The following is a 24,729-nucleotide window of genomic DNA, read 5'->3' as shown; positions in this document are numbered from 1 at the left end:
GATTATCCTTCCCTGGCGACGTCCAGGGGCAGGGGGTAGGGAAGTTTCCCTAAGCTCAAAGGCGTACCGTCCGGCGCCCCGGCCATCAGGGCCTCCCCGGCGTTGGCGGCGCGTACAACGGCCAGCGCTGCAAAGCCATCCTGAGGATCCGGTGCCGCATTGATGACGATGCCAATGCTCTGTTCACCCATGCTGGTGCAGAAGACTTCTTCACCCGCCCGCAGTGGCGCTGGCGCCGCGATCCGATAAGTCTGGTTCTTGAGCTTGCCGAGATAGTGGGAGCGGGCGACGATCTCTTGCCCTGGGTAGCAGCCCTTCTTGAAATTGATGCCGCCCAGTACCTCCAGATTCAGCTCCTGGGGAATGATTTTTTCTGTGGTGGCGCTACTGATCATGCCGACGCCGGCATGAATGGCCTGCAATCGCCAATCCTCCGCAGATCCGGCCCGCGCGCCAGCCGCCGCCCACTCTGTGCTGAGCGCTTCGACACGGGATGCGGGCAAAACGATCAAAAAGGCTTCCTTATCCATCCAGGGCAGGCGGGTAATGATCCTGTCGTCGTCGACCACCCCGCTGTTGCCGGCTTCCGGCAATGCTATGTTGAAGGTGTGGTCGAGCAGGCCACTCGCACCGCTGCCGTAGACGGCTAGCAATGCGGATTCCGGTTCCCCCCGCTCAATCTCCAGCTTGGCCATCATCCGGAACTTGCGTAGGCGCTCAATGACGATGTCGGCCATATCGGCGGCCGGACTCAGCCAAAAGCCATCGCCGTCGCGCTGTACGTAAAAATTGGCGATCATGCGCCCTTTGGCCGTACTGTAGCTACTCCACTGGCCGTGACCACTGGCCAGGGCATGCAGATCGTTGGAGAATTGCCCTTGCAAAAATTTTTCGGCATCCACACCGTAGGCGTGAATCAGGCCCAGTTCCATATGCAGGGGGGTAAAGGTAATGACGGCTGAAGACATGCGATTCGACTCCCGGTTGCTGAAACAGCATGGCCCTGATCATACCCTCATGGATGACGACGACAAAGCCTTGCCCATGCTTTCCTTCGGCAGTGCCTGGCGGCAGCGCTGGCTACAGCGTGTTCCCTGTGTACTGGCTGTGCTCTGCGCGGGATTTACGATGGGCCACGACTGGCACTGGGGGTTGGCATTGCTTGTCGTGTTGCTGGTTTGGATCATCTGGCGCCGTTCCCGGCGTCAGCGCGTTGGCCAGGCCATGCCGGAAGCGATCCTGCTCGGCAGAGAGAGCGACCTGCAGGTGCAAATGGACGATGGGAGCGTGGTATCGGTTCGGCCTGGCACTCGCCCGTTTCTGCACCCGCGCCTGGGGGTGATTCCCCTACAGGGTAGCGATGGTCGCCGCCATGTGCTGATCGGCCTCTTCACGACCGGCGACGATCTGTGGCGGCGCTGGCGGCTCAGATTGCGCCAGGAATGGAACGCAGCACCGGACCCTGCTGATCCCGCTGGCTGATACTATCCGCTGCCACATCCCGGTTTTGCGGGTGGTCACTATTGAAATGACAGCCACGGGATTCTTCGCGTAACAGCGCGGAACGGGTAAGAATTTCGGCGCACTGGCGCAGATTGCGCAGCTCCTGATAGGACCGAGGCCCGCATGGGGCATCGCCGATGCGCGTAGCCAGTTCATTCCAACGCATGCTGGCCGCCTGCAGGTCCTGATCATTGCGGATGATGCCTGCCGCTTGCCACATGTCCGCTTGCAGCATCGGCCGCAGGGTGGTGACGTCTGTCGCGCGCACATCGGTTCTCACCCGCCCTGGCGACGGCACGGGCAACTGACGCGACCTGTCTGGCAGGCGCGACAGTCCTTCCATATCCGCGACAATCGCTGCCGCACCCACCACACATTCCAACAGCGAATTGCTGGCGAGACGATTGGCACCGTGCAGCCCGGTAGAGCTGACTTCGCCCGCTGCATAGAGTCCCGGGATGGTGCTGCGTCCCGCAGCGTCTACGACTACGCCGCCGCAGGTATAGTGGGCGGCGGGGACCACCGGAATCGGCTCCCGCGTCAGGTCGTAGCCTTGCGCCCGGCAGTGCGCGAAAATCGCCGGAAAATGCTGCTGCACCAGGAGGCCGGGTTGCGCGCTGATGTCCAGAGTGACGTAGGCGAGGTGATGTCGTCTCATCTCCGTATCGATCGCGCGCGCGACAATATCCCGCGGCGCCAGTTCGGCGCGGGGGTCGTAATGCTCCAGAAAAGCACTGCCGTCTGGCAGACGCAAGAGCGCTCCCTCACCACGTAAGGCCTCAGAAAGCAAAAAAGGTGCACTACCCGGCCGGTAGAGCGTAGTGGGATGAAACTGGATAAACTCCAGATTGGCAATTTCCGCACCCGCCCGATAGGCGAGTGCGATGCCGTCCCCAGTGGCCACCAGCGGATTGCTGGTGTGCAGATACAACTGACCAGCCCCGCCACTGGCGAGAATCACCGCCCGTGCCGTCCATAACTCCGGACGGTTGCCTCCCGGAGCGAGTACCCAGGCGCCTGCGCAACGGCTTTCGCTGATCCAAAGATCGCTGGCGCAGTGTTCCTCAGCTATCTGTATGGCAGGTTCGGTCAAAGCTCTTCGCAGCAGGGCACTCTCGATGGCATGGCCCGTGGTGTCTGCGCTGTGCAGTACCCGACGCGCCTGGTGTCCGCCCTCACGGGTGAGGTGCCAGTTTCCGTCCGGCTGGCGATCGAAGGGCACCCCCCAGTCGATTAATTGACGCGCCGCCTCCGGGCCGCGGCCAATGATTTGTCGGACTGCCTCCGGGTGACATAGTCCGGCACCGGCTCCCAGCGTATCCTCGACGTGCAGGGCAATGCTGTCGCGGTCCATATCCATGACGGCCGCGATGCCACCCTGCGCCCAGTCGCTGGCGGAAACACCCGCTTGTTCTTTGCTCACAATACCTACCTGGCCGAGGCGGCTGAGCCCCAGGGCGGTGCTGAGTCCCGCAGCACCAGAGCCGATAATGAGAAAGTCGAAAAAAGGCATTTGCTGTCCTGGGAGAGGTGTTGGGCGCAAGCGTTGCGAGAATTGGGAGGGGTCATGATACGATGACAGGCTGATAAGGTGAAGAACGGCACCTAAAGAACAAAGGGAAGGGAAAGGCCGAATGGGTAAGATTACGGGACGCAGCACGGCAGGTGGTCAGGAACATGGCGCACCGAGTGACCTGCTCCTCGTCCAGCGTGTGCAAAAGGGAGAAAAGGGAGCATTTGATCTCCTGGTGCGCAAATACCAGCACAAGGTGATTTCCTTGGTCGGGCGTTTTGTGCGCACGCCCGAGGAGGCCGAAGATGTGGCCCAGGAGGCGTTTGTCAAAGCTTATCGTGCGCTCACCAGTTTTCGCGGCGACAGCGCTTTTTATACCTGGTTGTATCGCATCGCCGTCAATACCGCAAAAAACCACCTCGTAGCCCAAGGCCGCCAGGTTTCTATTGTGGATGCAGAAACAGAAGATGCGGAACAATTTGCCAGTGCCGACGGACTAAGAGAGTATGACACCCCGGAAGGGTTATTGCTCAGTAGGGAACTGGCAGAGCATATTGATAAGGCGTTGACGTCGTTGCCGGAGGATTTGCGCACGGCGGTGACTTTACGCGAGTTTGAAGGCTTGAGTTACGACGAAATTGCTGTGGTCATGGAGTGTCCGGTGGGGACGGTAAGGTCCCGGATTTTTCGGGCGCGTGAAGCGATAGCCAAGGTGTTGGCCCCTTTGTTAGAGCAGGAAAAGTCATGAACGATGAAACGCAAAAAGAACTGATGGCGTTCATGGAAGGCGAGCTGACCGGGCTGCGCGCCAACCGTTTAGCTGCGCGTTTACAAAGTGAGCGCGGATTGAGAGATGCCTGGGAGTCCCAGTATCGCATCTCTTTTCTTCTGCAAAATGCGCGGAAAGGGGTCCAGTTAGGGTCGGCCGATTTCGCAGACCGGGTTGCCTGGGCGATGGTGAGCGAACCCCGTATCTTGGCCCCGCAGGCCATACAGCGGCGGGGTATTTCCGGAGGTTTTTGGATTAAGGCAGGTTCCGTTGCCGCGGTGTTGGTGGTGTCAGTGACTCTGGTGGGCATCCTTCCACACGACAGTGTGTCGGATCACTCCGTTGCTGGCAGTGAGTCCGGTCATTACGCAAAGACGGCCACGCTGAGGGGCATTTCGTCCCACAGTGAGGAATTCCATCTGCGCCCCGTAGGCAGCTTTACGCCGCGGTCCTCCGGCACAGATATACTCATCCAGAGAGATATTCAGCGACTCTGGGTGCCCGGCAGTGGTAATTACTTCGTTTCTTCCCAAGTTTCTTCTTCCTATGGTTCGGGTCAGTCTGGTCTGGAAAGTGCGGCCTATACGCCTGCGGAGGGTATCAGCGCAGCTTCCATGGCTTTTCCTGCAGGTAATCCTTAGAATCAGTGTTAGTTAGAATGAACGTCGGTGTGCTAGTCGGGAAGGGCCGTGCCTGTTGCTAAGTACAGCGGATACCGAGATGATAGATACGGTCTTAGATTAAGTAGTAAATCGGATGGTTGGGAGGGGGTTTCTTGAAGAATCGCGTGCTGGGTAGACAGCGCCTTGCAGTGGCGCTTTGTGTAGGTCTGGGACTGAGCATAGGGACAATGGCGCCTATTTGGGCCGATGCCGGTACCAGCGGTCAGGCATTGGTGGGCTTGCCGGATTTTACGCCCATCGTCAAACAGTATGGGCCTGCTGTGGTGAACATCAGCACGACGGAGACCAAGGTGGCGCGCAACACAGGCTCGCCATTCCCGCCGAACTCTCCGCTGAATCAGTTTTTTGCTCCCTTCTTTGGCGCGCCGGGGCAGCCGGGTGGCCCTCAGGGAGCGCCTGGATCTGGTCAGAAATACCAGGTGCAGTCTCTGGGCTCCGGATTTATTGTTAGTCCCGATGGTTATGTGGTGACGGCGGCGCATGTGGTGAAGGGTGCCCAAAAGATCATTGTCAGTCTCACCAATCATCATCAATACACGGCCCATTTGGTGGGTTTATCGACGCGCATGGATGTTGCGTTGCTCAAAATTGATGCGAAAAATCTGCCAACGGTGCAAATTGGTGACTCCGGCAAACTGGAGGTGGGGCAATGGGTGCTGGCGGTAGGGTCGCCCTTTGGCTTTGAGAACAGTGTGACCCAGGGTGTGGTCAGTGCGACCTCGCGGCCGTTGCCGGATGACCCCTATATCCCGTTTATTCAAACGGATGTGCCGATAAACCCCGGTAACTCCGGTGGCCCGCTCTTCAATATGCATGGTCAGGTGATCGGTATCAACGACCAGATTTATACCAGTAGTGGCGGCTACATGGGGTTGTCTTTCTCCATCCCTATCAATGTCGCTATGGATGCTGTCAAGCAGTTAAAGTTACATCAGAAAGTGCATTTTGGCTGGCTCGGGGTCATGATTCAGGACGTCAGCATGGATCTCGCCAGATCTTTCCACATGAAGGAGCCGGTGGGTGCGCTGGTGTCGCAGGTCGTACCTGATGGTCCGGCCGCCAAGGCAGGGCTACGTCCAGGGGATGTCATTGTTTCCTTTGATGGCCAATCCATCTACAACTCCGGTCAGTTGCCGCCGCTGGTGGGGGCATTGCCCGCTGGCTTTAAGGCGAAGTTGGGTGTCATCCGGGATGGTAAACCCATGATCCTCAACATCGTGGTAGAGAGTCTGCCCGGTAATCTGGAGAATGCGGCGGAATCCATTGCACCCGGCAGTCCGGCGCAGAAGGGCGAAATCAAACGTTTGAACATGCAGGTGGGTCCGCTGACGGCGGAAGCGCGTAAACAACTGAATGTGAATACCGGCGTTCTCGTCCTCGGCGTTGGTGTGGGTCCGGCAGCGGAAGCAGGCATTCGTCCCGGCGATGTGATTCTGCAGGTAGCACAACAGCAGATTACCAGTGCTGGCGATTTGCAGAAGTTGGTGGCGGTGTTGCCGGCAAGCCAGCCGATACCGGTGCTGGTGCGGCGCGGTGAAGGGAGTTTTTATCTGGTACTTTCGCTGCCGCGCTGAAGCAGGTGGTAGCCGCGAAGGGCTGGGTGTTTATACCAGCCCTTTTTGTTATGGTGGCAGGCGCGGCGGTAATAGCCGTCCGACGCCCATGGATTGATAGGTCATATGACTGAACAGCAACATATTCGTAATTTTTCCATTATTGCCCATGTGGATCATGGCAAATCCACGCTGGCGGATCAGTTTATCCGTCTTTGTGGGGCGTTGACCGAGCGGGAAATGTCCAGTCAAGTGCTGGATACCATGGACATCGAACGGGAACGTGGAATCACCATCAAGGCACAAAGCGTGCGCTTGCAGTTTCGCGCCGCCGATGGGCAGGAGTACCAATTCAATCTCATTGATACGCCTGGCCACGTGGATTTTTCTTACGAGGTCAGCCGTTCTCTGGCTGCCTGTGAAGGGGCTCTGTTGGTCGTGGATGCCTCGCAGGGCGTGGAGGCGCAAAGTGTGGCCAACTGTTACACGGCACTCGAACACGATCTGGAGATTCTGCCCGTCCTGAACAAAATTGATTTGCCGGCTGCGGATCCAGAGCGGGTGCGCAGGGAGATTGAAGAAATTGTCGGGCTGCCTGCTGACGACGCTGTAGAGGCCAGTGCCAAAGAGGGCATCGGGATTCGGGAGATTCTGGAGCGGGTGGTGGAGCGTATCCCGCCGCCCCAAGGCGATCCGGACGGACCGTTACAAGCCCTCATCATTGATTCCTGGTTCGATAATTATCTGGGGACCGTGGTTTTGGTGCGGGTGATGAATGGTTCTGTTCGGCCGGGCCAGCGTATCCTGACGATGGTCGGGCAGAAATCTTATGTGGTCGAAAAGGTCGGTGTTTTCACCCCAAAATCCTTGACTGTCCCGGCACTGGAGACCGGTGCGGTGGGCTTTGTCATTGCGGGCGTGCGGACCATTGAAGGCGCCCGGGTGGGGGACACCTTGACGGAGCAGGACCACCCTGCAAGTGCGCCGCTGCCGGGTTTTCGCGAGGTGCAGCCGCAGGTTTTCACCGGGCTTTATCCTGTGGACTCGGCAGACTACGAAAATTTCCGCGAGGCGCTGCAGAAGTTGCGGCTGAATGATGCGGCGTTGCAGTTTGAACCAGAGACTTCCCAAGCCCTGGGCTTTGGTTTTCGTTGCGGGTTTTTGGGGCTGTTGCACATGGAAATCGTGCAGGAGCGCCTGGAGCGCGAGTATCAATTAGAATTGATCAGTACCGCACCTACCGTGATCTATGAGGTGGTTACTACGGATGGGCAGGTGCTGAAAATTTCCAATCCTGCCGAGTTGCCGCCGGCACAAAAAATTGCGGATATTCGCGAGCCGGTGATTACGGCGAATATTCTGGTGCCGGAATCCTATCTTGGGCCGGTAATCGCGCTCTGCGAAGAGCGTCGCGGGCGGCAAAAGAATATGCAGTTCACGGGCGGGCAGGTGATGCTGCGCTATGAGTTGCCGCACAACGAAGTCGTCCTGGATTTCTTTGACCGTCTCAAATCGGTGAGTCGGGGCTACGCCTCCATGGATTATGAATTTGCGCGTTTCGAGAGCGGGCCGCTGGTGAAAATGGATATCCTCATCAATGGTGAAAAGCTGGATGCGCTGTCCTGGATTGTGCACCGCGATGTGTCCGAACGGCGCGGACGGGAACTGGTGGCCCGTTTACGTGATCTGATTCCCCGGCAGATGTTCGAGGTGGCTATTCAGGCCGCCATAGGGGCCAAAGTCATCGCCCGGGAGTCGGTCAAAGCCCTGCGCAAGAATGTGCTGGCCAAGTGTTATGGCGGTGACATTTCGCGCAAACGTAAATTGCTGGAGAAGCAGAAAGAGGGGAAAAAACGCATGAAGCAGGTCGGACATGTGGAGATTCCCCAGGAAGCCTTTCTGGCAGTGCTGAAAAGTGACAAGAGATAAAACGTGCGCCGCGGAAATTATGCGGAGGCTAATTTGGGTAATGTACAAAGTGAAGGATAGGCACTGATGGATTTTACCTTGGGGTTGTTTTTGGCGGTTGTGCTTTCCGGCCTGATCTGGCTGATGGACCTCCTGTTTTTGCGGAAGAAGCGGTCGGCGGAAACCAAAGAGTCCGTTGTTGTTGAGTATGCCCGGAGTTTTTTCCCGGTATTGCTGATCGTTTTCCTGATCCGCGCCTTTCTGTTTGAGCCCTTTCAGATACCCTCCGGGTCCATGATCCCAACCTTGCGGGTGGGTGACTTTGTGTTGGTCAACAAATTCCAGTGGGGATTGCGGCTTCCCGTGATTCACACACCCATTACCCAGGGCAGCCCGGTAGAAGCTGGTGATGTCATGGTGTTCCGTTATCCCAAAAATCCGCGTGTCGACTACATCAAGCGTGTCATCGGCCTGCCCGGTGACACGATTGAGGTGAAGGGAGATGCACTCTACATCAACAACAAACTGGTGCCACAAAAATTTATCGGCACCTTCAATTATAAGCCCGAGGGGCAGGGCGCCGAAGGCATGGTGATTCCCACCAAAGAATATGAGCAGGAGCTCGGGGGTCACAAGTTCCATATTATCGAATTTGATACGCCGGAAGCCCAGATGAATTTCGGGCCGTACAAGGTTCCGCCCCATTCCTATTTCATGATGGGCGATGACCGGGATAATAGTAATGACAGTCGCTTCTGGGGGGTGGTACCAGAGCGCAATATCGTCGGGAAGGCGATGTTTGTGTGGTTCTCCTGGAATGCCGAGGACTGGTCTATCCGCTGGAAGCAGATTGGTCGCGCATTAGATGGGGCTTCCTGAACTCGCGCGTTGTACTTGCAAAATCATTGTTCAGGACTAAATAAGAGATATAGATGAACTCAGGCTCCGGGAGGGCTCTGGATGCGCAAATCGATTTTAGATGACCAGTTCATGAAAAAGGCCTTTGGCCAGCATGCTCAGGGTGTGCGATCCATAACGCCACCAGATTTCGGGGAGGCGGGCGTCTCGCTCATCGGCGTGATTTTCTGGCTGTTGATCCTGGTGTTCGCTATCGCCTTCGTGGTGAAGGTGATGCCGTCCTACTACGATTACTGGTCTTTGAAGAATATCGTCAGCCAGCAAGCGCAGCAGTCTGGGCCGGAGGAGTCTGCATCACAAATTCGCCATAACCTGAACAGTCGTCTGGGGGTAGCCATGATCAATATCCCGCAGAAAGACATCCAGATCGAGAAGGGTGGTACCGGGCCGGCGCTGATCACCGTCAGTTATGACAAGGTCGTGCCTTTGATAGCTAATATCAGTCTGCTGCTGCATTTTGAAGCCGTAGGACATTAAAAAGGCTTTTCCGTGTATGATATAATTCTTCCTTTTTCACTTTTGGATTACTGAGTCTGCGTTTATGGGTGTCTTAGAGGGGCTGCAACAGTCGATCGGCTATCATTTTTGTGAGAAGTCCCTGTTATTGCAGGCGCTAACGCATCGCAGTGCGGGCGCCCAGCATAATGAACGGCTGGAGTTTCTGGGTGACGCGGCGCTGAATTTCGTGGTAGCGGCGAAACTCTTTGCTCGCTTTCCCAAGGTGAGTGAAGGTGATCTGTCGCGGATGCGGGCGCGGCTGGTTCGTGAGGAAACCCTGGCGGCGATTGCCGGAAAGATTGCCCTGGCCGATTTCTTGATCCTCGGTCCCGGAGAAATACGCAGCGGCGGCGCGCGGCGCGACTCCATCCGTGCCGATGCGCTGGAGGCGGTGATTGGCGCGGCCTTTCTGGATGGTGGCTATGCGGCGGCAGAAGGTATTGTAGCGCAACTGGTTGAACCCCTGATGACCGATCAGCTGGGCGGTGAAGAGTTGCGTGATCCAAAAACGCAGTTGCAGGAATTCCTGCAGGGGCAGGGCCGTCCGCTTCCCATCTATACGATGGTGGAAGAAAAAGGACAGGCCCATGAGCGACGTTTCGTGGCGCGCTGTGGCGTGCCGGGCGCCGAAGCTACAGAAGCGGAGGACGGCAGTCGGCGGAAAGCAGAACAGCAGGCCGCGGCACTGATGCTGGCACAACTGCAGAGGGTCGCGCATGAATGATGTTATGGACCCCCTTCCTGATGAAGGGTATCGCAGCGGGTATGTAGCGCTGCTCGGGCGCCCTAACGTCGGTAAATCTACCTTGCTGAACCATCTGGTTGGACAGAAAATCAGTATCACCGCGCCGCGGCCACAGACAACGCGTGATCAGATTCTCGGGATTCTCAGCCGACCCGATGGACAATTGCTGTTTCTCGATACGCCGGGCGTGCATAGTGGTTATCGCAGTCTGAACCGGCATCTGCTGCGGGCTACCCGAGGCGCGCTGGAGTCCGCGGATTTGGGCGTGCTGGTGGTAGAGGCGCTGCTCTGGACCCATGATGACGCGGAGGCCTTGCGCTGGTTACAGCGGACCGGTATTCCGTTGGTGGCCGTGGTAAACAAAGTGGATCGGGTGACGGCCAAGGCACGTCTGTTTCCTTATTTGCAGACATTGGCGGAACGTGGAGAATTCGCGGCGGTCATACCGTTGTCGGCGCGCAGGGCGGCTGATGTGGAGCGTCTGGCTGACGTGCTGGTGCCCTTGTTACCGCCAGCATCGGCGTCTTTCCCAGAGGATCAGGTTACTGATCGCAACCTGCGGTTTATGGCGGCTGAAATCATCCGCGAGCAAATATTCCGGCAACTGGGCGCCGAGCTACCCTACGATACCGCGGTTGCCATTGAAAGCTACCAGGTGGAAGGCGGCCAGCAGCGTATCGAGGCGACTATTTATTGTCGACGGCCTGGGCAGAAGGCCATTATTTTAGGTGACGGCGGCAGCCGGTTGCGGGTGATTGGCAGCCGGGCGCGGGAGGCGCTGCAGCAGTTGACCGAAGAGCGGGTCTGGCTGGGCTTGTGGGTCAAGCAAAAGGAACAGTGGTCGGAGGACCGGAATATCCTGCGCGAGCTGGGGTATGACGACTGAGGCCGGTGATCGCGCCTGGGTCTTGCATCGCTATCCTTATGGGGATACCAGTCTGGTAGTCGAACTGTTTACGCAGACACAGGGTCGGCTGGGGGTGTTGGCCAAAGGCGCCCGGCGCACGCGCTCTCCGTTGGCGCGGGTTGAGGCGGGGCGCCCTTTATGGGTGCGTTGGTTGGGGCGAGGTGAGTTACCGGTGCTGGCGCAGGCCGAAGAGCTTGGGCCGGCGCTGCCACTGGATGCGCTGCAAAACCTCAGCCTATTTTATATCAACGAACTGCTGCTAAGACTCACGCAGCGCGGCGATCCCTTTCCTGCGCTCTTTGCGGTGTATGAAGAAACGGTCAGCGTATTGCGCGATGAACCAGGTGAGGGTTGGTATTTGCGGCGCTTCGAGCGGCGCCTGCTGGAAAACCTGGGTTGGGCAGCCGACCTGGAACGCTGCGCAGAGTGTGGTCGATCTCTTGATCCTACACTTTCAGAACAGTGGTCATGCCAGGCAGCACGCGGGGTACTCTGTCCGGCACATGCACCAGATGCCGCAATGGTGACCCTGGAAGCGGCTGCTTTGGGTTGGTTGCGGGGGGCGATGCAGACACGCAATGCGCGAGCCTGGGGTAGCTCTTTGCGGCGCTGCTTGGAGCAAGAGCTACAATTCCATCTGGGCGGACGCCCACTGGAGAGCCGCCGCCTCCTTGCGGCATACTTGCGCAGAATACGGCCCACGTCGACGATATGGAGAGGGGAGCACAGCAAATGATTGCTTTGGGGGTGAATATTGATCACGTTGCCACGTTGCGGCAGGCGCGCGGCACCCGCTATCCAGACCCTGTGGAGGCGGCCTTTGTCGCGGAGCGCGCTGGCGCCGATGCCATTACCACGCATCTGCGTGAGGATCGTCGGCATATCCTGGAACGGGATGTGGAAATTCTCAGCCAGACCCTATGTACCCGCCTCAATCTGGAAATGGCGGTAGAAGAAGGGGTCCTGCGCGTGGCAGAACGTCTGGCCCCCAGTGATTGTTGTTTGGTGCCGGAACGTCGGGCGGAGCTGACCACCGAAGGCGGACTTGACGTTGCCGGACAGTTGCCGCGTATCAAAGAGGCCTGTCAGCGTCTGGCCGCTGCCAATATCCGGGTGTCGTTGTTCATTGATCCCGATCCGTTCCAGTTGGAGGCGGCGATGGAAACCGGCGCGCCCGTGGTCGAGTTGCATACGGGCCGTTACGCCAATGCTGCTGATGCGGCGGCGCGTGCTGAAGAACTGGGCCTGATTACCAGCGCAGTAAGCTTTGCCGATAGCCTCGGCCTGCAGGTGAATGCCGGGCATGGTCTCGATTACCGCAATGTGCAGGCAGTGGCGGCTATTCCCAATATCCGGGAGTTGAATATCGGCCATGCCCTCGTCGCCCACGCACTGTTTGTTGGTATGGCGACGGCGGTGGCAGATATGAAACGGCTCATGCGTGAGGCGCGTGGATGATTATAGGTATGGGGACCGATATTGTCGCTGTAGAGCGGATGGCCCGTCTCCATGCCCGCTTCGGGGAACGTTTGGCCGAGCGTCTGCTGGGGCCTTTGGAGGCTGCGGAAATACCGAGAGAGGCCGCCGCCAGCGCGGCTTTCCTCGCGCGGCGTTTCGCGGCAAAGGAAGCGACGTTCAAAGCCCTGGGTAGTGGTATGAGTGATGGAATGCGCTGGATGGATGTGCAGGTGGGCCACGACCCCGCCGGGCGTCCGCAACTGGTGCTGGGCGGTCGCGCGCAGCAGCTCTTACATGGGCTCGGCGACGGCGTGCGCAGTTGGCTGTCCATCAGCGATGAACGCCGCTATGCCGTGGCAGTCGTGGTGCTGGAACAAAGGGAGCGGTAGGCGATGAAAGTGACAGTGGTGGGGACCGGGTATGTGGGGCTGGTCACAGGTGCTTGCCTGGCGCAGGTGGGTAACCAGGTGCTGTGTGTGGATGTGGACGCCGATAAGGTCGTGCGACTGCGGGCCGGTGAGGTGCCTATCCACGAGCCTGATTTAGCTAGCATCGTGCAGGAAGGCATTGCTGGTGGGCGCTTGCGCTTCACCACAGATATTGCTGAGGGCGTAGCCCATGGGGATTTCCTCTTCATTGCCGTGGGGACGCCGCCCGATGAAGATGGCTCCGCCGATTTACGCCATGTGCTGGCAGTGGCGGGCGACATCGGCAAACATGTGCAACGTCCGGTCACTGTGATCAATAAATCCACGGTGCCGGTAGGTACGGCGCAAAAAGTGCGCACTCGAATTACCCTGGCTCTGCAGGAGCGGGCAGCGGATATCGCTTTTGATGTGGTCGCCAATCCCGAGTTCCTGAAAGAAGGCGCGGCGGTCGCCGACTTTATGAAGCCGGACCGGATTATCATCGGCACGGATGACGGGGCGGCAGCGGAGCGGATGCGGGCCCTTTATGCGCCCTTCAACCGCAATCATGATCGCCTGATTGTCATGGACCCGCCTTCCGCGGAGCTGACCAAATATGCCGCCAATATCATGCTCGCCACCAAAATTTCGCTGATGAACGAACTGGCGGGTCTGGCGGAGCGGATGGGGGCGGATATCGAGCAGGTGCGACGCGGCATCGGTGCCGATCCCCGCATCGGCCACGCCTTCATATATCCGGGTTGCGGCTATGGCGGGTCCTGTTTTCCGAAGGACGTGCGGGCGCTGGAGTACAGTGCCCGGCATTATGATTTTGATGCCCCCCTATTGGCGGCGGTGGAGAAGGTGAACAATCGCCAGAAAGGTCTTCTGGAGCAGAAAGTGGTGCGGGCTTTGGGCGAGGACCTTACGGGCAAAACCATTGCCGTGTGGGGCCTGGCCTTCAAACCCAATACCGATGACATGCGCGAGGCCCCCAGCCGGGTGCTCATGGAAGCCTTGTGGCGGCGCGGTGCCCGGGTGCAGGCCTTTGATCCGGTGGCCATGGATGAGGCACGGCGACTTTATGGTGAGCAGGGCGCTTTACAACTTTGTCCGGACGCTTATGCGGCCTGTGAAGGGGCCGACGCGCTGGTGATCTGTACCGAGTGGCAACAATTCCGCAGCCCCGATTTTGCGCGGATGCGCAGCCTCCTCCGCCAGTCCCTGCTGATCGATGGGCGCAATATTTATGACCCGACGACGGTGCGTACCGAAGGTTTTACTTACCATGCCATCGGTCGCCCCTGATATGGCCGGGGATTTGCACAGCCTGGCGCAGGCGCAGGTGACTATTGTCGGCGATGTGATGCTTGATCGTTACTGGTTTGGCAAAGTCGAACGTATCTCCCCGGAAGCGCCGGTGCCAGTGGTGCAGGTGCGGCGGGAAGAGGAGCGTCCCGGTGGTGCCGCCAACGTCGCCCTGAATGTGTTAGCCTTGGGGGCGCATGCGCTTTTGCTGGCCCCGGTCGGAGATGACGGCGCGGGTGAGCGTTTGGGTATGCTGCTGACGGAAGCCGGTGTCAAGACGGTGCTGATTCCTGATAAAGCCTGTCCAACGACGGTGAAGTTGCGCGTCATCGGTCACCAGCAGCAGCTTTTGCGCATGGATTTTGAGGCGCAGCCCAGCCAGGCTCACAGCGATGCCTTGCGCCAGCAGGCGCCGGCCATGTTGACCCATGCCAAGGCACTGCTGTTGTCCGATTACGGCAAGGGCGCCTTGCGGGAAGTGGAACATCTGGTGGCATTGGGACGCAGTCTGGGTATTCCAGTGCTGATCGATCCCAAAGGCAGGGACTATCGCCCTTACCAGGGTGCGACCATTATTACTCCCAATCTCAGCGAGTTTCAGGCAGTGGCGGGCACTTGGGCGAATGAGGCGCAGTTTCGCGCACTCGGCGAGCAATGGCGAGAATCTCTGCAGCTGGAGGCGCTGCTGGTAACGCGCGGCGAAGAAGGGATGACCCTTTTTATGCAGGATGCCATCTATCACCACCCGGCTCAGGCCAGGGAAGTCTTTGATGTGACCGGTGCCGGAGACACGGTCATCGCCACCCTGGCGACGGCCCTCGCGGCGGGCTGGGCGATGGATCGTGCAGTGGAGCTGGCCAACCGCGCAGCAGGTATCGTCGTGGGCAAGCTGGGGGCGGCAGTCGTGACGGTAGAAGAGTTGGCCGCGGCGGAATCCATGCGTGAAGGCTGAGATGGTGACGACACGGCCCCGGTTACCGGTGCCGAAGCTTTTACAACGCCGGATCGGCCGAGCGATTGCCGATTTCCGCATGATTCAGCCGGGGGATCGCATCCTGCTGGGGCTGTCCGGCGGGAAAGACTCGCTCACCCTGTTACACCTGCTGCGGGCCCTGCAACGGCAATCCCCGGTGCCCTTTGAGTTGGGCGTGGCCACCGTCGATCCCATGAGCCCGGATTATGACCCACAGCCGCTGGTGCCTTATTTGCGGGAGCTGGGTATTCCGTATTTTCTGGAGCGACAGAATATTTACGAGCGGGCACAAAAGCACCTGCTACGGCCCTCTTATTGCAGTTTTTGTGCGCGGATGCGGCGGGGTGTGTTGTATCGCTGCGCGCGGCGCGAAGGCTATCAGGTCCTGGCGTTGGGGCAACATCTCGACGATTTCGCCGAAAGCTTTTTCATGTCGATGTTTTACAACGGTGAGTTGCGCACCATGAAGGCGCATTATCGGGTGCAGGAAGGTGATTTACGGGTGATTCGCCCCCTGGTGTACTGCCGGGAAAGACAATCGCGGCAGTTTGCCACGGAGCAGGCCCTGCCGGTGATTCACGAAAATTGTCCGGCCTGTTTCGGCAAACCAACGGAGCGCCAGCACATGAAAGAACTCCTTGCCACGCAGGAAGCATACGATCCCCGGCTGTTCAAACAACTCCAGCGTGCTCTGCTGCCGCTGATGGGGCAGGGTTTGGAAGATTTGGAATTTGAGGAAACGCATGACTGATTTTTCGCAGGGTTTTTATTGGGAGACGCTGCCCTTGCGGGGTGCGCGCTGTCGCCTGGATGGCATCTACGCCCGGGTGCTGCAGGATTTTTCTGGACCGGAGGACGTGGCTAAACTTCTGGGCGAGTTGCTGGTGGGCTTGGCGCTATTGGCGACCACCCAGAAAAACTATGAGCGCTTGATCGTGCAGACGCAGAGTAAGGGGCCGTTGAAACTACTGGTAGCGGAGATGACGGCGGCGGGTGGCATGCGTGCTTACGGTCGCTGGGAGGAGGGTGCTATGGTGGATTTCTCGAGTCTTCCCGATGCGTTGCTCGCCATCACGGTGGACATGGGAATGGATCGGGATCGCTATCAGGGCTTGGTGGCACTACGGGAAACGCTGACGGCATCCCTGAATGCCTATTTTACCGAGTCGGTGCAGTCACCCGCCTATTTCCGGTTGGCGGTAGACGTGGCGGCGCAGCAGGCTGGGGGATATTTCCTGCAGCGTCTGCCAGGAGTGCTCAGTGCCGAGAATTGGCGGCTGGCTACCCAGTTTATTGCCATCGGATCGGACCAGTCTCTACTGGCGGCACAGCCTGAACAGTTTCTCCCGGAGATTTTTCCGGAGGAAGCCGTGCGTTTGCATACTAAGCAGCCTTTAACGTTTTTCTGTTCATGTACCCGTCAGCGGGTAGAGCGCATGCTGGTGTCACTGGGTCAAGCGGAAGCGGAAGAGGCATTGGCCACAGAGGGCGAGGTCACCGTTACCTGCGAATACTGCCATGAGGCCTATCGCTTTGCAGACACGGATATCGCACTGCTGTTTGCTGTGGGTGAGTCACTGCATTAGCAGTTTGTGGCATAGTCAGGCGGATGCTTCTCCTGTAATATCGGATAGCAGAAGAGCAGTTTGGCCTGTGCAACTTTTGGGCCGTATTCTCGTCTAATAAAGTGAATAGGGGGCGACCGGCTTCGACGCAGGTCGCGAAGCCTTCGGTGCATGCAGAGCTGCGGTTCGCTCTTAAAACTGGTCGCAGATTCATAATTGCCAACGACAGCAATTACGCCCTCGCTGCTTAAGCAGTGAGCCCTCTGCCCGGATTTGTCTGTGGATCCGGAGCCGAAAGGCGCGCGGAGGGTCATGAAACACGGAATCGCGCGCATTCTAGTCTGTGGGACGCGTGCTAAATTAAAGCAGAATCGCCATGTCGTCATCCTGTTTGTCGGAGGGCGGCGCGGTTAAAGCCAATAGACAAACTACGCATGTAGATCCGGTGGTCTAGGTACTGCGGACGCGGGTTCAATTCCCGCCGCCTCCACCAATAACCTGTTGATTTGCAAGGAAAGAGCCAGCGCATGCTGGCTTTTTTTGGGGGTGTTTTTGGGCTGTTTGGCGCCAGTTCGCCAACATTACGCCAGCATTCATGCCTCGGCCGGCAACTGGTTCCAGTCATCCGGAGGATGGCCGCTTTCCAGCATCTTTCGGAACACCCGGTAGGCGTCGTCATTGCTCTCATAGACGCGCTTGGTGTCCTCGTCATTGACCCAGGCGAGCACGATCACCTTGCTCGGCGCGTGGTAGCGGAAGAACAGCCGGTATTGCTGGAAAAACTTGGCGCGGAACCAGTGCTTGTGATCTTCACCGAGGGTGTTGCCTTGACGGTACTCTGGCCGTGTCGGGTCTTGCGGGATGGCGTCGAACGCCAGTTTGATGATCGCCGCCAGTCGCTTATTGGCGTTCTTTTTCACGTATCCGACTGGATCCTTTTTCTTGAGCGCCTCGACCTGCTGGACCAAAGTCGCAATATGCGCGAGGAATAGCGGGTGGGCAAAAACCGTCCAGCCATGAATGACCAGGGGCGCGAGCTTGCTCGCGCTCATTCATCGTCTGCTGACAAGGGGGCATCGAGATCGACTTCGATGCCGCCGGTCAGCGATTGGAGGCGCTGCACGAAGCTGACATCAATGGCCTGCAGGCGCTCTGGATGCGTGGCGATGTCGCGGGCCAGGAAGCCCAGGAACTGGCCGAGCACCGGATCGTCTTCCTCGGAGTCCTCGGCGCGCGTCAGCACGACCTCGCCACCGGGGCGGATGGTGTAGTGGATCTTGTCGCGTTTGCCCAGCCGGAGGGCCCGGCGGACGGTCTCCGGCACCGTGGTTTGGTAGCGGTCAGTCAGCGTGGATTCGACTTCGAGGGTGGCAGCCATGGCGCTCTCCGGTCAAAGGTGCAGATGTCTTGCATGGTAATGCAATCGCCTTGCCATGTCAATGCAACTGCATTGCCTGCGATTGTTGCCGTCCTGCCTGGTAACTGGGGTGGCAACCGGCTACCAGTTGCCCGCATCGAACCATCGATCCGGACGGTCCATTCCATCTAACGAATATCCACGCATTCCGCCAAATGACCCAAAATCGGAATGTTCCCTGTCCATCAGACCAAACGTAGCCACAGCCTTTTGGCCTGCATCTGGAATTGCGTCAGGGATCCATCTTCCGTAGACCTGAGCGATCATCGTCCAGTCTGCGTGTCCCATTTGTTGGGCTACCCACATTGGAGATTTGAACCGCCCCGTATTTCGTGGAGGGTATTTTGAGCATGCTCCTGTAAAAACGCCCATCACTCTCATGATAAGGGCGTTATTGAACTGTTGCCGATACCGTCGGTGGTTTACCAGCGGTAGTTGGCGAGTACATCGAAGGTATTGAGATGCACGTTTCCGGCGAACTGGCCGTTGTAGGCGACTTTAAGGGTCCAGGGATCGTGGCGGCCGGTGAGGGTGAGTCCGGCATCGGTGTTCAGCGCCGCGTCCGGGGCGACCAGGCCATTTTCTGAGCTGGCCAGCAGGCCGACGGTTTCCGCCTGGGTGACGTGCAGCGTCCCGGCATAGCCCGTGCCACCCACCGACACCCAGGGGATGATCGTGGCACCCGGAGTACGCAGGTCATAGCCCATGCGTAGGCCACCGGAGAAGGCGGCCACGCTGGTGGAGAGAGCGCCGTAACGGATGTTCATGTCGACGCCACCACCGACGGCCCCCTGTTCGGTAAAGCCCGCAAGCTGGGTATGCAGATAGCTGATCCGCCCGTAGGGCATCAGAAAAGCCTGATTCAGCGGGACCAGGTACTGCGCCTGGACTCCGGCCCCCGTATACCAGCCATCGGTAGCCCCCGTGCCCACGACGTTGCTGGGATAGAGATAGCGGGTGCTGCTCTGATGCAGGTATCCTGCCCCCAGGGTTGCGGACAGGCGCCAGTGGCCCTGGGTATCGATGGCATAGCCGAAGGCGCCGAAGGACTGGCCGTCCACGGTCTGCTGGGCGGTGGATGTTCCCGCACCGATACCGGTGAACGCGGCTCCCAGCACCAGATGGCGGTTGACGGCAGTGCCATATCCGGCGATGCCACCATAGTCTTCCATGTCTGCGCCAGCGGCGCGGCCAAAACCACCGAAACCTTTACCCCAGGTGCCTTGACGGCTGTCGGTGAACTGCACCGTATTTCCGTTTACCTGCTCAGCGCCGTCCATCAGGCTGTTGATGGCGGTGAAGGTGCTGGTGGTGTTGATAGAGGCGCTACTGACCACTCCTTGCCCGCTTTTGAAAAGACGGTCATTGCTGTTGGGAGTGGGCGCCGGAGCAGGAGCAGGAGCAGGAGCAGGAGCAGGTGCAGGTGCGGGTGCCGGAGCAGGTGCCGGAGCAGGCGCAGGAGCCGGAGCCGGAGCCGGAGCAGGAGCAGGAGCAGGTGTTGCCGTCAGCATCAGATAGGCGTTGTTGGAGTCGTAAGTGATTTTCGGGGTAATGTAACTCGCAAATAGCGGGTTATAATTGGTCTTGCTGAAAGTGCCGGAAAGCCCTTGGGCGGCATGCACGATGTCGTACTGCGCGCCAGCCGTATAGGTTCCCGAAGCGCCGGATTCCTGTGTGATGCCCAAGGTGCCGGCCAGGGTCGCCGTGCCGGTCACCGCGAGCTGATCGTAATCCACGCCCGGTGTCAGATCACTGGGGGTGATCGTAATGTCCAGGGTGCCGTTCGCCGCCTGGGTATAGTTGCCGTTGACGGTGAGCATGCCGATGCTGCCGCCGGGGTAGACGGTGCCCTGGTTGGTGACATTGCCATCTATGGTGCCGTGGCCGCGCAGGAAAGCCCCGCCGTCCACGGTCACCGGACCGCTGAGGGAGGCACTGCTGTGGCTGGCGTCACCCACTTCCAGAAGACCTCCGGTAACGGTGGTCCCGCCGCTGGTTCCACCGGACCCATTGTCGATAACCGTACCACCGGTCTGAAGGATGCCGCTTCCGGAGATCTGACCGGTCAGAGTGAGGGCGTTACTGGTGGTGGGGTCCAGACTGGTCTGGCTGGTCCCCATCAATACGCCACCGTTGCTGCCCATAGTCAGAGCATTAGTCAGAGCGATGGATGAGGCACCGGCGCTGCTGGCTAACGTGCCGCCGTTGAGAGCGATGGTGCCGCTGCCGACATTATCGCCCGCGTTGATGTTCAGCGTATCTCCACCATCGACCGTCGTGCCGCCACTGTAGGTGTTTGCGCCGGAGAGGGTTTCGGTGCCCTTGGCCAGAATCAGACCACCACTGCCGGTGATGGTCCCGCTGTCGGTGCCACTGGCATTGTTCAGAGTCAGATTATTGCTGCCGAGCGTGGTCGTACCACTGCCCGAGAGGGTGGTGATGCTGGCTCCACCCGTGGTCACGCCGCTGATGTCGAAGCTGCCGTTATTGGTGACACCGCTGGAGTCAGCGATGCTGCCGGTGCCGGTCAGGGCCAGGGTGCCGCCGTCAATGGTGGTGCCGCCGCTATAGGTATTTGCGCCGGAGAGGGTTTCGGTGCCCTTGGCCAGAATCAGACCACCGGTGCCGGTGATCGTCCCGCTGTCGGTACCGCTGGCATTGCTCAGAGTCAGATTGTTGCTGCCGAGCGTGGTCGTACCACTGCCTGAGAGGGTGGTGATGCTGGCTCCACCCGTGGTCACGCCGCTGATGTCGAAGCTGCCGTTATTGGTGACGCCGCTGGAGTCAGCGATGCTGCCGGTGCCGGTCAGGGCCAGGGTGCCGCCGTCAATGCTGGTGCCGCCGCTATAGGTATTTGCGCCGGAGAGGGTTTCGGTGCCCCTGGCCAGAATCAGACCACCACTGCCGGTGATGGTCCCGCTGTCGGTGCCACTGGCATTGTTCAGAGTCAGATTATTGCTGCCGAGCGTGGTCGTACCACTGCCTGAGAGGGTGGTGATGCTGGCTCCACCCGTGGTCACGCCGCTGATGTCGAAGCTGCCGTTATTGGTGACACCCGAGGAATCGGCAATGCTGCCGGTGCCGGTCAGGGCCAGGGTGCCGCCGTCAATGTTGGTGGCGCCGGTGCCGGTATTGTTACCGCTGAGGATGAGCAACGAGAGACTATCAACGGTGGTGCCCCCACTGTAGCTGTTGGCGCCGGAGAGAATTGTCGAGCCCGGTCCAAAGAAGGTCATGCCGCCGCTACCGGAAAATGCACCAGAGAAGGTGTCTGAGTTACCGTGGTTGTTGATGGTGCCGCCGCCGACATTTACGCTAAAGGTCCGGCTGTCGGTGATGCCTGCCGTGGTCACCAAGGTGCCACCATTGAAGGTGACATCACCCACAGTTGCGCCTAAGTTATTATCTTTGCTGATGGTGAGTGTGCCCCTATCAATCGTGGTGCCACCGCTGTAGCTGTTCGCGCCGGTAAAAGCGACATCACCACTGATAGCCACATCACCACTGCCGGAAATTATCCCGGAATAAGTACCGCTGCCAATTTGATTGAAACGCAAAGCTCCACTGACAACGACGTCGCCTTGAATGCTGGTTGTATCACCAGTCAGTGAGCCGGAATCAATTATCCAGTTTTGGGCCGTATCGCCTGTCCCGGTGAGTGTCCAATTCGCATCGTTTTGAACAAGATAATCGCCGAACCCCTGTAGTTGATTGGCGGCAATGCTACCGTTCCCGCTGCCACCGAGAATCAATTGGTCGCCACCGTTTGCGCTTCCACTCGTACTGACCACATTGCCGGTAATGTTGGCGCCCGCGTTGAGAAAAACTTCGTTTCCGCCGCCAGAGAGCGAAACGGCATTGGCGCGGGTGCTGCCGTCGCCGCTCAGTCCGCCGATGATTTTGCCACCCTGAGAAACCGTGAGGATGTCCCCACCGGTCAAGATCACGCCGACGCCACCCGCACCGTTGACCTGTCCATGCCCACCGGCGCCTCCGGCAATGGTGCCATTGGTCCAAAGGGTGGCATGACTTTGCATGGCTGCGCCTGCACCACCGCTACCGCCATAAAAGCCATTGCCGCCATTGCCACCGGTGGCACTCGCTACACCAGGAAGCGCTGTTCCCGCACTCACATAAACGGACGAAGAAGAACCGACCAACACCCCTGCGCCACCGCCACCACCGCCACCGTCATAACCAAAATTACTACTATATTGCGCGTCACCGCCATTGCCACCCGTCACGCCGCCGGCGAAGGCGGCCACTGTACCGCCGGTAACCAGCCCTCCCGCGCCGCCGCCGCCGCCACCGCCGTAGAAACCCTGACCATTGAATAACGGGGCACCTTCGCCAGCACCCCCATTTCCGCCGTTGCCACCTGTAACAGCAACACCATAACTATTATTACCGGCCGCATTCAGATTGACGGCAACGCCGCCGCCACCGCCACCGCCACCACCGGAATAACTGCTGCCCGGAGCACCACCGCCACCACCACCGCCTATGCCACTCGTCTCAAAGCTGCCGCCACCACCCCCGGCACCGGCGCTGCTCGTCGATGCTCCGCCGGCACCCCCGCCCGTGTTACCTGCCCCTCCGGCGTGGCCGAATACGCCGCCAAAAGTGCCACCGCTGTTGGCCGCGCCGCTTCCTGCGGTACCAAATGATTTTGGATTGGCCGAACCCCCAAGACCGCCATCATTGGCAGGGGTATTGCTACCGACACCACCGGCACCGGCCAGGCTGGGGTTTTGAGAGGTGCCGCCGTTACCGCCATTGGTACCAGCAAGCGCCCACGCCTCACCCGGCAGGCCAATGGCTGCCAGGGCCATGATGACCGCAACCCGCAATGCGGCACGATTTCCGGAAGGCACCCCGTTCCTGAGACTTTCCGCAGATGTCTGATCGGGCAATTTTCCGCTGCCACGGCCATGCCCTCTGGCATGCTCGGAAGCGACCTGCACAAGCCCGTGAGCGACATTGAATACAAGGCGGTAGATGCGGTTCATGAAGGTTCTCTCTGGCGGCAATCATCGGAGTTATTAAAACGGGTGAGGGTGTTTATCAGGCATTTATGGTAACAATTTATAGTGACGCAGTTTTAACCGCTATTGCGCTTGGTAAGGGCACGCTGCCGTCTGGTGATCCTCCCATGTACCGTCAGTGCTCCGGCATCTGACGGCATGTTTGGGGGCGCAATTGAAACGGGTAGGCATATCCTGATGGGTCACGGGGCCACATAGTCCCGCTGCCGTATCCACTGGGTTGCTACCCATTTTTCGCCTTGGGTGACCGGGTTGCCGGCGTGCAGAGAGAGCGGTTCCCGCAGGCCCTCCGCGTTGAGGTTGCTGAACAGGATGCCGCTGCCCGGCAGTGGATAGACGGTAATCCCCAACTCAGGAAAGGTGGTCTCGCCGCCACCCTGCACCGTGTTGAGGTAGAGAATGAGGGTCAGTAGCCGGTTGCCGCAATGGCCACTTTGAGTCCCCTGAGTCTGGCGCGGACAGCGGCATGATAACCACCGGGACCACTACCGATGATCGTCAGGTCGATGGGCTTGTTGATATTCAATGTGACACCTCTGACGGCGGCGATGGGCGTTTAGATCAATCCGACATGCGCAGTCAGCGCCCAGGCATCTGCCGGAATGGTCCAAGGGGCGTGGTGGAAACGCTCGAAGGCGGGCACCAGGGCGAGTTGGTGGGAGGTGGCAGGCAGCCACTGTATTACCAAGGTGGCTATGGTCTGGGCGATACGCTCGATGTAGGGGCCGTGCTGGTCCAGTGCGGCATAGCGTCCGCCGGTCAAGGTGATGGGCGCGCAGGTGGGGGAACGTAGCGTGATGGCCTGGTGCTCCGGCAGCAGGAAGGCGCAGTCATAACGAATATGGCCGGGTGGGGTAAGATCAGGATCGTCGTGGAGAATACCCATGAAGGTGAGACCGGATGGGTCTATATCCGCCATGCGCAGGCGCCAGGAAAAATCCAGCCAATGCGCGGGGACATCGGCATAGTTGCCCAGATAGCGCCGGCCCAGAAGATGTTGGGTGGGCAGGGTCAGGACCTGCACCGCGCGCACGAGGTCGGGAATCGGGGGCGCGTGGTAGATATCTTCGCGGAATTTGGCGCGAAACTTGGCAGGCGACAGGCCGTATTCGCGGGAGAAGGCACGGGTGAAGGCCTGCTGGCTTTGGTAGCCGGACGTGAGTGCAATATCCAGAATGGTTTTGTGGGTGCGACAAAGCAAGATGGCCGCGCCATTGAGGCGTTTGGCACGGGCATAGGCCAGTGGTGCCAGGCCGGTATTTTTCCGAAAAACACGATTCAATCCAAACAGACTCAGGCCAGCCATTTCGGCCAATTGCTTGAGGTCAGGCCAGTCGTCACCGTGGTGCTCAATGCTCCACCAGAGCCGCTCCAATGCCGACAAGGGCGTTATCGGGCTGCACATGCCGCACGAATCGCCATCACCAGAGGGGCTTCGGCGCTCTCATTGTTATCGTGAAGTAAAGGCGTAAGCCATATCTTCAAGTTTTCCAGAGGCGACAGGAGTTTTCTGGGCATCTTCCGTGATCTGCAACTTGTGCGGCTTTTAATGGACCGAT

The 24,729-nt window shown here is 59.0% G+C and carries 24 protein-coding genes and 1 other RNA gene; 17 read left to right on the top strand and 8 right to left on the bottom strand.

Translation table 11 applies throughout. The features are described from left to right. Window positions 1-2 precede the first annotated feature (2 nt). Window positions 3-968: a folate-binding protein gene (locus tag M0P56_RS02920; protein WP_291508547.1), complete on the bottom strand. Its 966-nt coding sequence runs from the start codon at window positions 966-968 to the stop codon at window positions 3-5. Between M0P56_RS02920 and M0P56_RS02915 the strand changes: the two genes are divergently transcribed. Further along, complete coding sequence (locus tag M0P56_RS02915; RefSeq protein ID WP_291508546.1) at window positions 952-1,482, top strand: hypothetical protein; 531 nt, start codon at window positions 952-954, stop codon at window positions 1,480-1,482. The two genes, M0P56_RS02920 and M0P56_RS02915, sit on opposite strands and share 17 nt — an antisense overlap. Here the strand turns inward: M0P56_RS02915 and nadB are convergent. Further along, the gene (gene nadB / locus M0P56_RS02910) at window positions 1,427-3,016 is read right to left on the bottom strand and encodes an L-aspartate oxidase (protein WP_291508545.1); all 1,590 of its coding nucleotides are present in this window, start codon (window positions 3,014-3,016) and stop codon (window positions 1,427-1,429) included. The two genes, M0P56_RS02915 and nadB, sit on opposite strands and share 56 nt — an antisense overlap. Before the next feature lie 121 nt (window positions 3,017-3,137). On the opposite strand from nadB, the gene rpoE reads away from it, so the two are divergent. The 16 genes from rpoE (at window position 3,138) to ssrA (ending at window position 17,201) form a co-directional block, all read left to right on the top strand. Beyond that, entirely contained in the window at window positions 3,138-3,764 is a 627-nt protein-coding gene (gene rpoE / locus M0P56_RS02905; RefSeq protein ID WP_291508544.1) for an RNA polymerase sigma factor RpoE, read from the top strand. After that, window positions 3,761-4,426, top strand: a complete 666-nt coding sequence (locus M0P56_RS02900; protein WP_291508543.1) for a sigma-E factor negative regulatory protein — start codon at window positions 3,761-3,763, stop codon at window positions 4,424-4,426. Before rpoE ends, M0P56_RS02900 begins: the two co-directional genes overlap by 4 nt. A 134-nt stretch (window positions 4,427-4,560) precedes the next feature. Continuing rightward, window positions 4,561-6,042 (top strand): DegQ family serine endoprotease, encoded by a 1,482-nt coding sequence (locus M0P56_RS02895; protein ID WP_291508542.1) that lies wholly within the window; start codon window positions 4,561-4,563, stop codon window positions 6,040-6,042. 105 nt (window positions 6,043-6,147) lie between these two features. Further along, window positions 6,148-7,950, top strand: coding sequence for a translation elongation factor 4 (gene lepA / locus M0P56_RS02890; RefSeq protein ID WP_291508541.1), 1,803 nt, complete (start codon window positions 6,148-6,150; stop codon window positions 7,948-7,950). Window positions 7,951-8,016: 66 nt separating this feature from the next. Continuing rightward, entirely contained in the window at window positions 8,017-8,808 is a 792-nt protein-coding gene (gene lepB, locus M0P56_RS02885; protein ID WP_291508540.1) for a signal peptidase I, read from the top strand. 81 nt (window positions 8,809-8,889) lie between these two features. Beyond that, window positions 8,890-9,324, top strand: a complete 435-nt coding sequence (locus M0P56_RS02880) for a DUF4845 domain-containing protein (RefSeq protein ID WP_291508539.1) — start codon at window positions 8,890-8,892, stop codon at window positions 9,322-9,324. Window positions 9,325-9,388: 64 nt separating this feature from the next. Next, on the top strand, window positions 9,389-10,069 hold the full coding sequence (gene rnc / locus M0P56_RS02875; RefSeq protein WP_291508538.1) for a ribonuclease III: 681 nt from the start codon (window positions 9,389-9,391) through the stop codon (window positions 10,067-10,069). Next, entirely contained in the window at window positions 10,062-10,976 is a 915-nt protein-coding gene (era, locus tag M0P56_RS02870; RefSeq protein WP_291508537.1) for a GTPase Era, read from the top strand. The genes rnc and era overlap by 8 nt, the downstream gene beginning before the upstream one ends. Further along, complete coding sequence (recO, locus tag M0P56_RS02865) at window positions 10,966-11,733, top strand: DNA repair protein RecO (protein ID WP_291508536.1); 768 nt, start codon at window positions 10,966-10,968, stop codon at window positions 11,731-11,733. Before era ends, recO begins: the two co-directional genes overlap by 11 nt. Beyond that, a complete protein-coding gene (gene pdxJ / locus M0P56_RS02860) occupies window positions 11,730-12,455 on the top strand; it encodes a pyridoxine 5'-phosphate synthase (protein WP_291508535.1) in 726 nt (241 codons plus the stop codon). Before recO ends, pdxJ begins: the two co-directional genes overlap by 4 nt. Beyond that, window positions 12,452-12,844, top strand: coding sequence for a holo-ACP synthase (gene acpS, locus M0P56_RS02855; protein WP_291508534.1), 393 nt, complete (start codon window positions 12,452-12,454; stop codon window positions 12,842-12,844). Before pdxJ ends, acpS begins: the two co-directional genes overlap by 4 nt. Window positions 12,845-12,847: 3 nt before the next feature. Further along, the gene (locus M0P56_RS02850) at window positions 12,848-14,170 is read left to right on the top strand and encodes a UDP-glucose/GDP-mannose dehydrogenase family protein (protein WP_291508533.1); all 1,323 of its coding nucleotides are present in this window, start codon (window positions 12,848-12,850) and stop codon (window positions 14,168-14,170) included. After that, the gene (rfaE1, locus tag M0P56_RS02845) at window positions 14,151-15,122 is read left to right on the top strand and encodes a D-glycero-beta-D-manno-heptose-7-phosphate kinase (protein WP_291508532.1); all 972 of its coding nucleotides are present in this window, start codon (window positions 14,151-14,153) and stop codon (window positions 15,120-15,122) included. Before M0P56_RS02850 ends, rfaE1 begins: the two co-directional genes overlap by 20 nt. After that, window positions 15,112-15,894, top strand: a complete 783-nt coding sequence (locus tag M0P56_RS02840) for an ATP-binding protein (protein WP_291508531.1) — start codon at window positions 15,112-15,114, stop codon at window positions 15,892-15,894. The genes rfaE1 and M0P56_RS02840 overlap by 11 nt, the downstream gene beginning before the upstream one ends. Beyond that, window positions 15,887-16,729, top strand: coding sequence for an Hsp33 family molecular chaperone HslO (locus tag M0P56_RS02835; protein WP_291508530.1), 843 nt, complete (start codon window positions 15,887-15,889; stop codon window positions 16,727-16,729). Before M0P56_RS02840 ends, M0P56_RS02835 begins: the two co-directional genes overlap by 8 nt. A 108-nt stretch (window positions 16,730-16,837) precedes the next feature. After that, window positions 16,838-17,201, top strand: a transfer-messenger RNA (tmRNA) gene (gene ssrA, locus M0P56_RS02830). A 100-nt stretch (window positions 17,202-17,301) separates the two neighbouring features. On the opposite strand, the gene M0P56_RS02825 is transcribed toward ssrA, so the two are convergent. The 6 genes from M0P56_RS02825 to M0P56_RS02800 all read right to left on the bottom strand — a co-directional run bounded on the left by M0P56_RS02825 (window position 17,302) and on the right by M0P56_RS02800 (window position 24,575). After that, window positions 17,302-17,760: a type II toxin-antitoxin system YhaV family toxin gene (locus tag M0P56_RS02825; protein ID WP_291508529.1), complete on the bottom strand. Its 459-nt coding sequence runs from the start codon at window positions 17,758-17,760 to the stop codon at window positions 17,302-17,304. Continuing rightward, window positions 17,757-18,086: a type II toxin-antitoxin system PrlF family antitoxin gene (locus M0P56_RS02820; protein WP_009569578.1), complete on the bottom strand. Its 330-nt coding sequence runs from the start codon at window positions 18,084-18,086 to the stop codon at window positions 17,757-17,759. The genes M0P56_RS02825 and M0P56_RS02820 overlap by 4 nt, the downstream gene beginning before the upstream one ends. A gap of 461 nt (window positions 18,087-18,547) precedes the next feature. After that, a complete protein-coding gene (locus M0P56_RS02815) occupies window positions 18,548-23,134 on the bottom strand; it encodes an autotransporter-associated beta strand repeat-containing protein (protein ID WP_291508528.1) in 4,587 nt (1,528 codons plus the stop codon). A 218-nt stretch (window positions 23,135-23,352) separates the two neighbouring features. Then, entirely contained in the window at window positions 23,353-23,553 is a 201-nt protein-coding gene (locus M0P56_RS02810; RefSeq protein WP_291508527.1) for a hypothetical protein, read from the bottom strand. A gap of 23 nt (window positions 23,554-23,576) precedes the next feature. Beyond that, entirely contained in the window at window positions 23,577-23,696 is a 120-nt protein-coding gene (locus tag M0P56_RS02805) for an FAD-binding protein (protein ID WP_291508526.1), read from the bottom strand. Between the two features lie 30 nt (window positions 23,697-23,726). Beyond that, the gene (locus M0P56_RS02800) at window positions 23,727-24,575 is read right to left on the bottom strand and encodes a GyrI-like domain-containing protein (RefSeq protein ID WP_291508525.1); all 849 of its coding nucleotides are present in this window, start codon (window positions 24,573-24,575) and stop codon (window positions 23,727-23,729) included. Between the last annotated feature and the right edge of the window lie 154 nt (window positions 24,576-24,729).

The organism is Acidithiobacillus sp. (assembly GCF_023229925.1).
In the GTDB taxonomy this organism is placed as follows: domain Bacteria; phylum Pseudomonadota; class Gammaproteobacteria; order Acidithiobacillales; family Acidithiobacillaceae; genus Acidithiobacillus.
Note: the sequence above shows the minus strand (reverse complement) of the source record. Positions and strands in the feature narration are given on the sequence as shown.

Coding starts and splice junctions, on each gene's coding strand:
- rfaE1 (WP_291508532.1), top strand. CDS start 14,151: ATGCCATCGGTCGCCCCTGATATGGCCGGGGATTTGCACAGCCTGGCG.
- M0P56_RS02920 (WP_291508547.1), bottom strand. CDS start 968: ATGTCTTCAGCCGTCATTACCTTTACCCCCCTGCATATGGAACTGGGC.
- M0P56_RS02850 (WP_291508533.1), top strand. CDS start 12,848: ATGAAAGTGACAGTGGTGGGGACCGGGTATGTGGGGCTGGTCACAGGT.
- M0P56_RS02915 (WP_291508546.1), top strand. CDS start 952: ATGACGGCTGAAGACATGCGATTCGACTCCCGGTTGCTGAAACAGCAT.
- M0P56_RS02820 (WP_009569578.1), bottom strand. CDS start 18,086: ATGGCTGCCACCCTCGAAGTCGAATCCACGCTGACTGACCGCTACCAA.
- lepA (WP_291508541.1), top strand. CDS start 6,148: ATGACTGAACAGCAACATATTCGTAATTTTTCCATTATTGCCCATGTG.
- M0P56_RS02800 (WP_291508525.1), bottom strand. CDS start 24,575: ATGTGCAGCCCGATAACGCCCTTGTCGGCATTGGAGCGGCTCTGGTGG.
- era (WP_291508537.1), top strand. CDS start 10,062: ATGAATGATGTTATGGACCCCCTTCCTGATGAAGGGTATCGCAGCGGG.
- M0P56_RS02900 (WP_291508543.1), top strand. CDS start 3,761: ATGAACGATGAAACGCAAAAAGAACTGATGGCGTTCATGGAAGGCGAG.
- rnc (WP_291508538.1), top strand. CDS start 9,389: ATGGGTGTCTTAGAGGGGCTGCAACAGTCGATCGGCTATCATTTTTGT.
- acpS (WP_291508534.1), top strand. CDS start 12,452: ATGATTATAGGTATGGGGACCGATATTGTCGCTGTAGAGCGGATGGCC.
- M0P56_RS02880 (WP_291508539.1), top strand. CDS start 8,890: ATGCGCAAATCGATTTTAGATGACCAGTTCATGAAAAAGGCCTTTGGC.
- nadB (WP_291508545.1), bottom strand. CDS start 3,016: ATGCCTTTTTTCGACTTTCTCATTATCGGCTCTGGTGCTGCGGGACTC.
- lepB (WP_291508540.1), top strand. CDS start 8,017: ATGGATTTTACCTTGGGGTTGTTTTTGGCGGTTGTGCTTTCCGGCCTG.
- M0P56_RS02825 (WP_291508529.1), bottom strand. CDS start 17,760: ATGAGCGCGAGCAAGCTCGCGCCCCTGGTCATTCATGGCTGGACGGTT.
- rpoE (WP_291508544.1), top strand. CDS start 3,138: ATGGGTAAGATTACGGGACGCAGCACGGCAGGTGGTCAGGAACATGGC.
- recO (WP_291508536.1), top strand. CDS start 10,966: ATGACGACTGAGGCCGGTGATCGCGCCTGGGTCTTGCATCGCTATCCT.
- M0P56_RS02835 (WP_291508530.1), top strand. CDS start 15,887: ATGACTGATTTTTCGCAGGGTTTTTATTGGGAGACGCTGCCCTTGCGG.
- pdxJ (WP_291508535.1), top strand. CDS start 11,730: ATGATTGCTTTGGGGGTGAATATTGATCACGTTGCCACGTTGCGGCAG.
- M0P56_RS02815 (WP_291508528.1), bottom strand. CDS start 23,134: ATGAACCGCATCTACCGCCTTGTATTCAATGTCGCTCACGGGCTTGTG.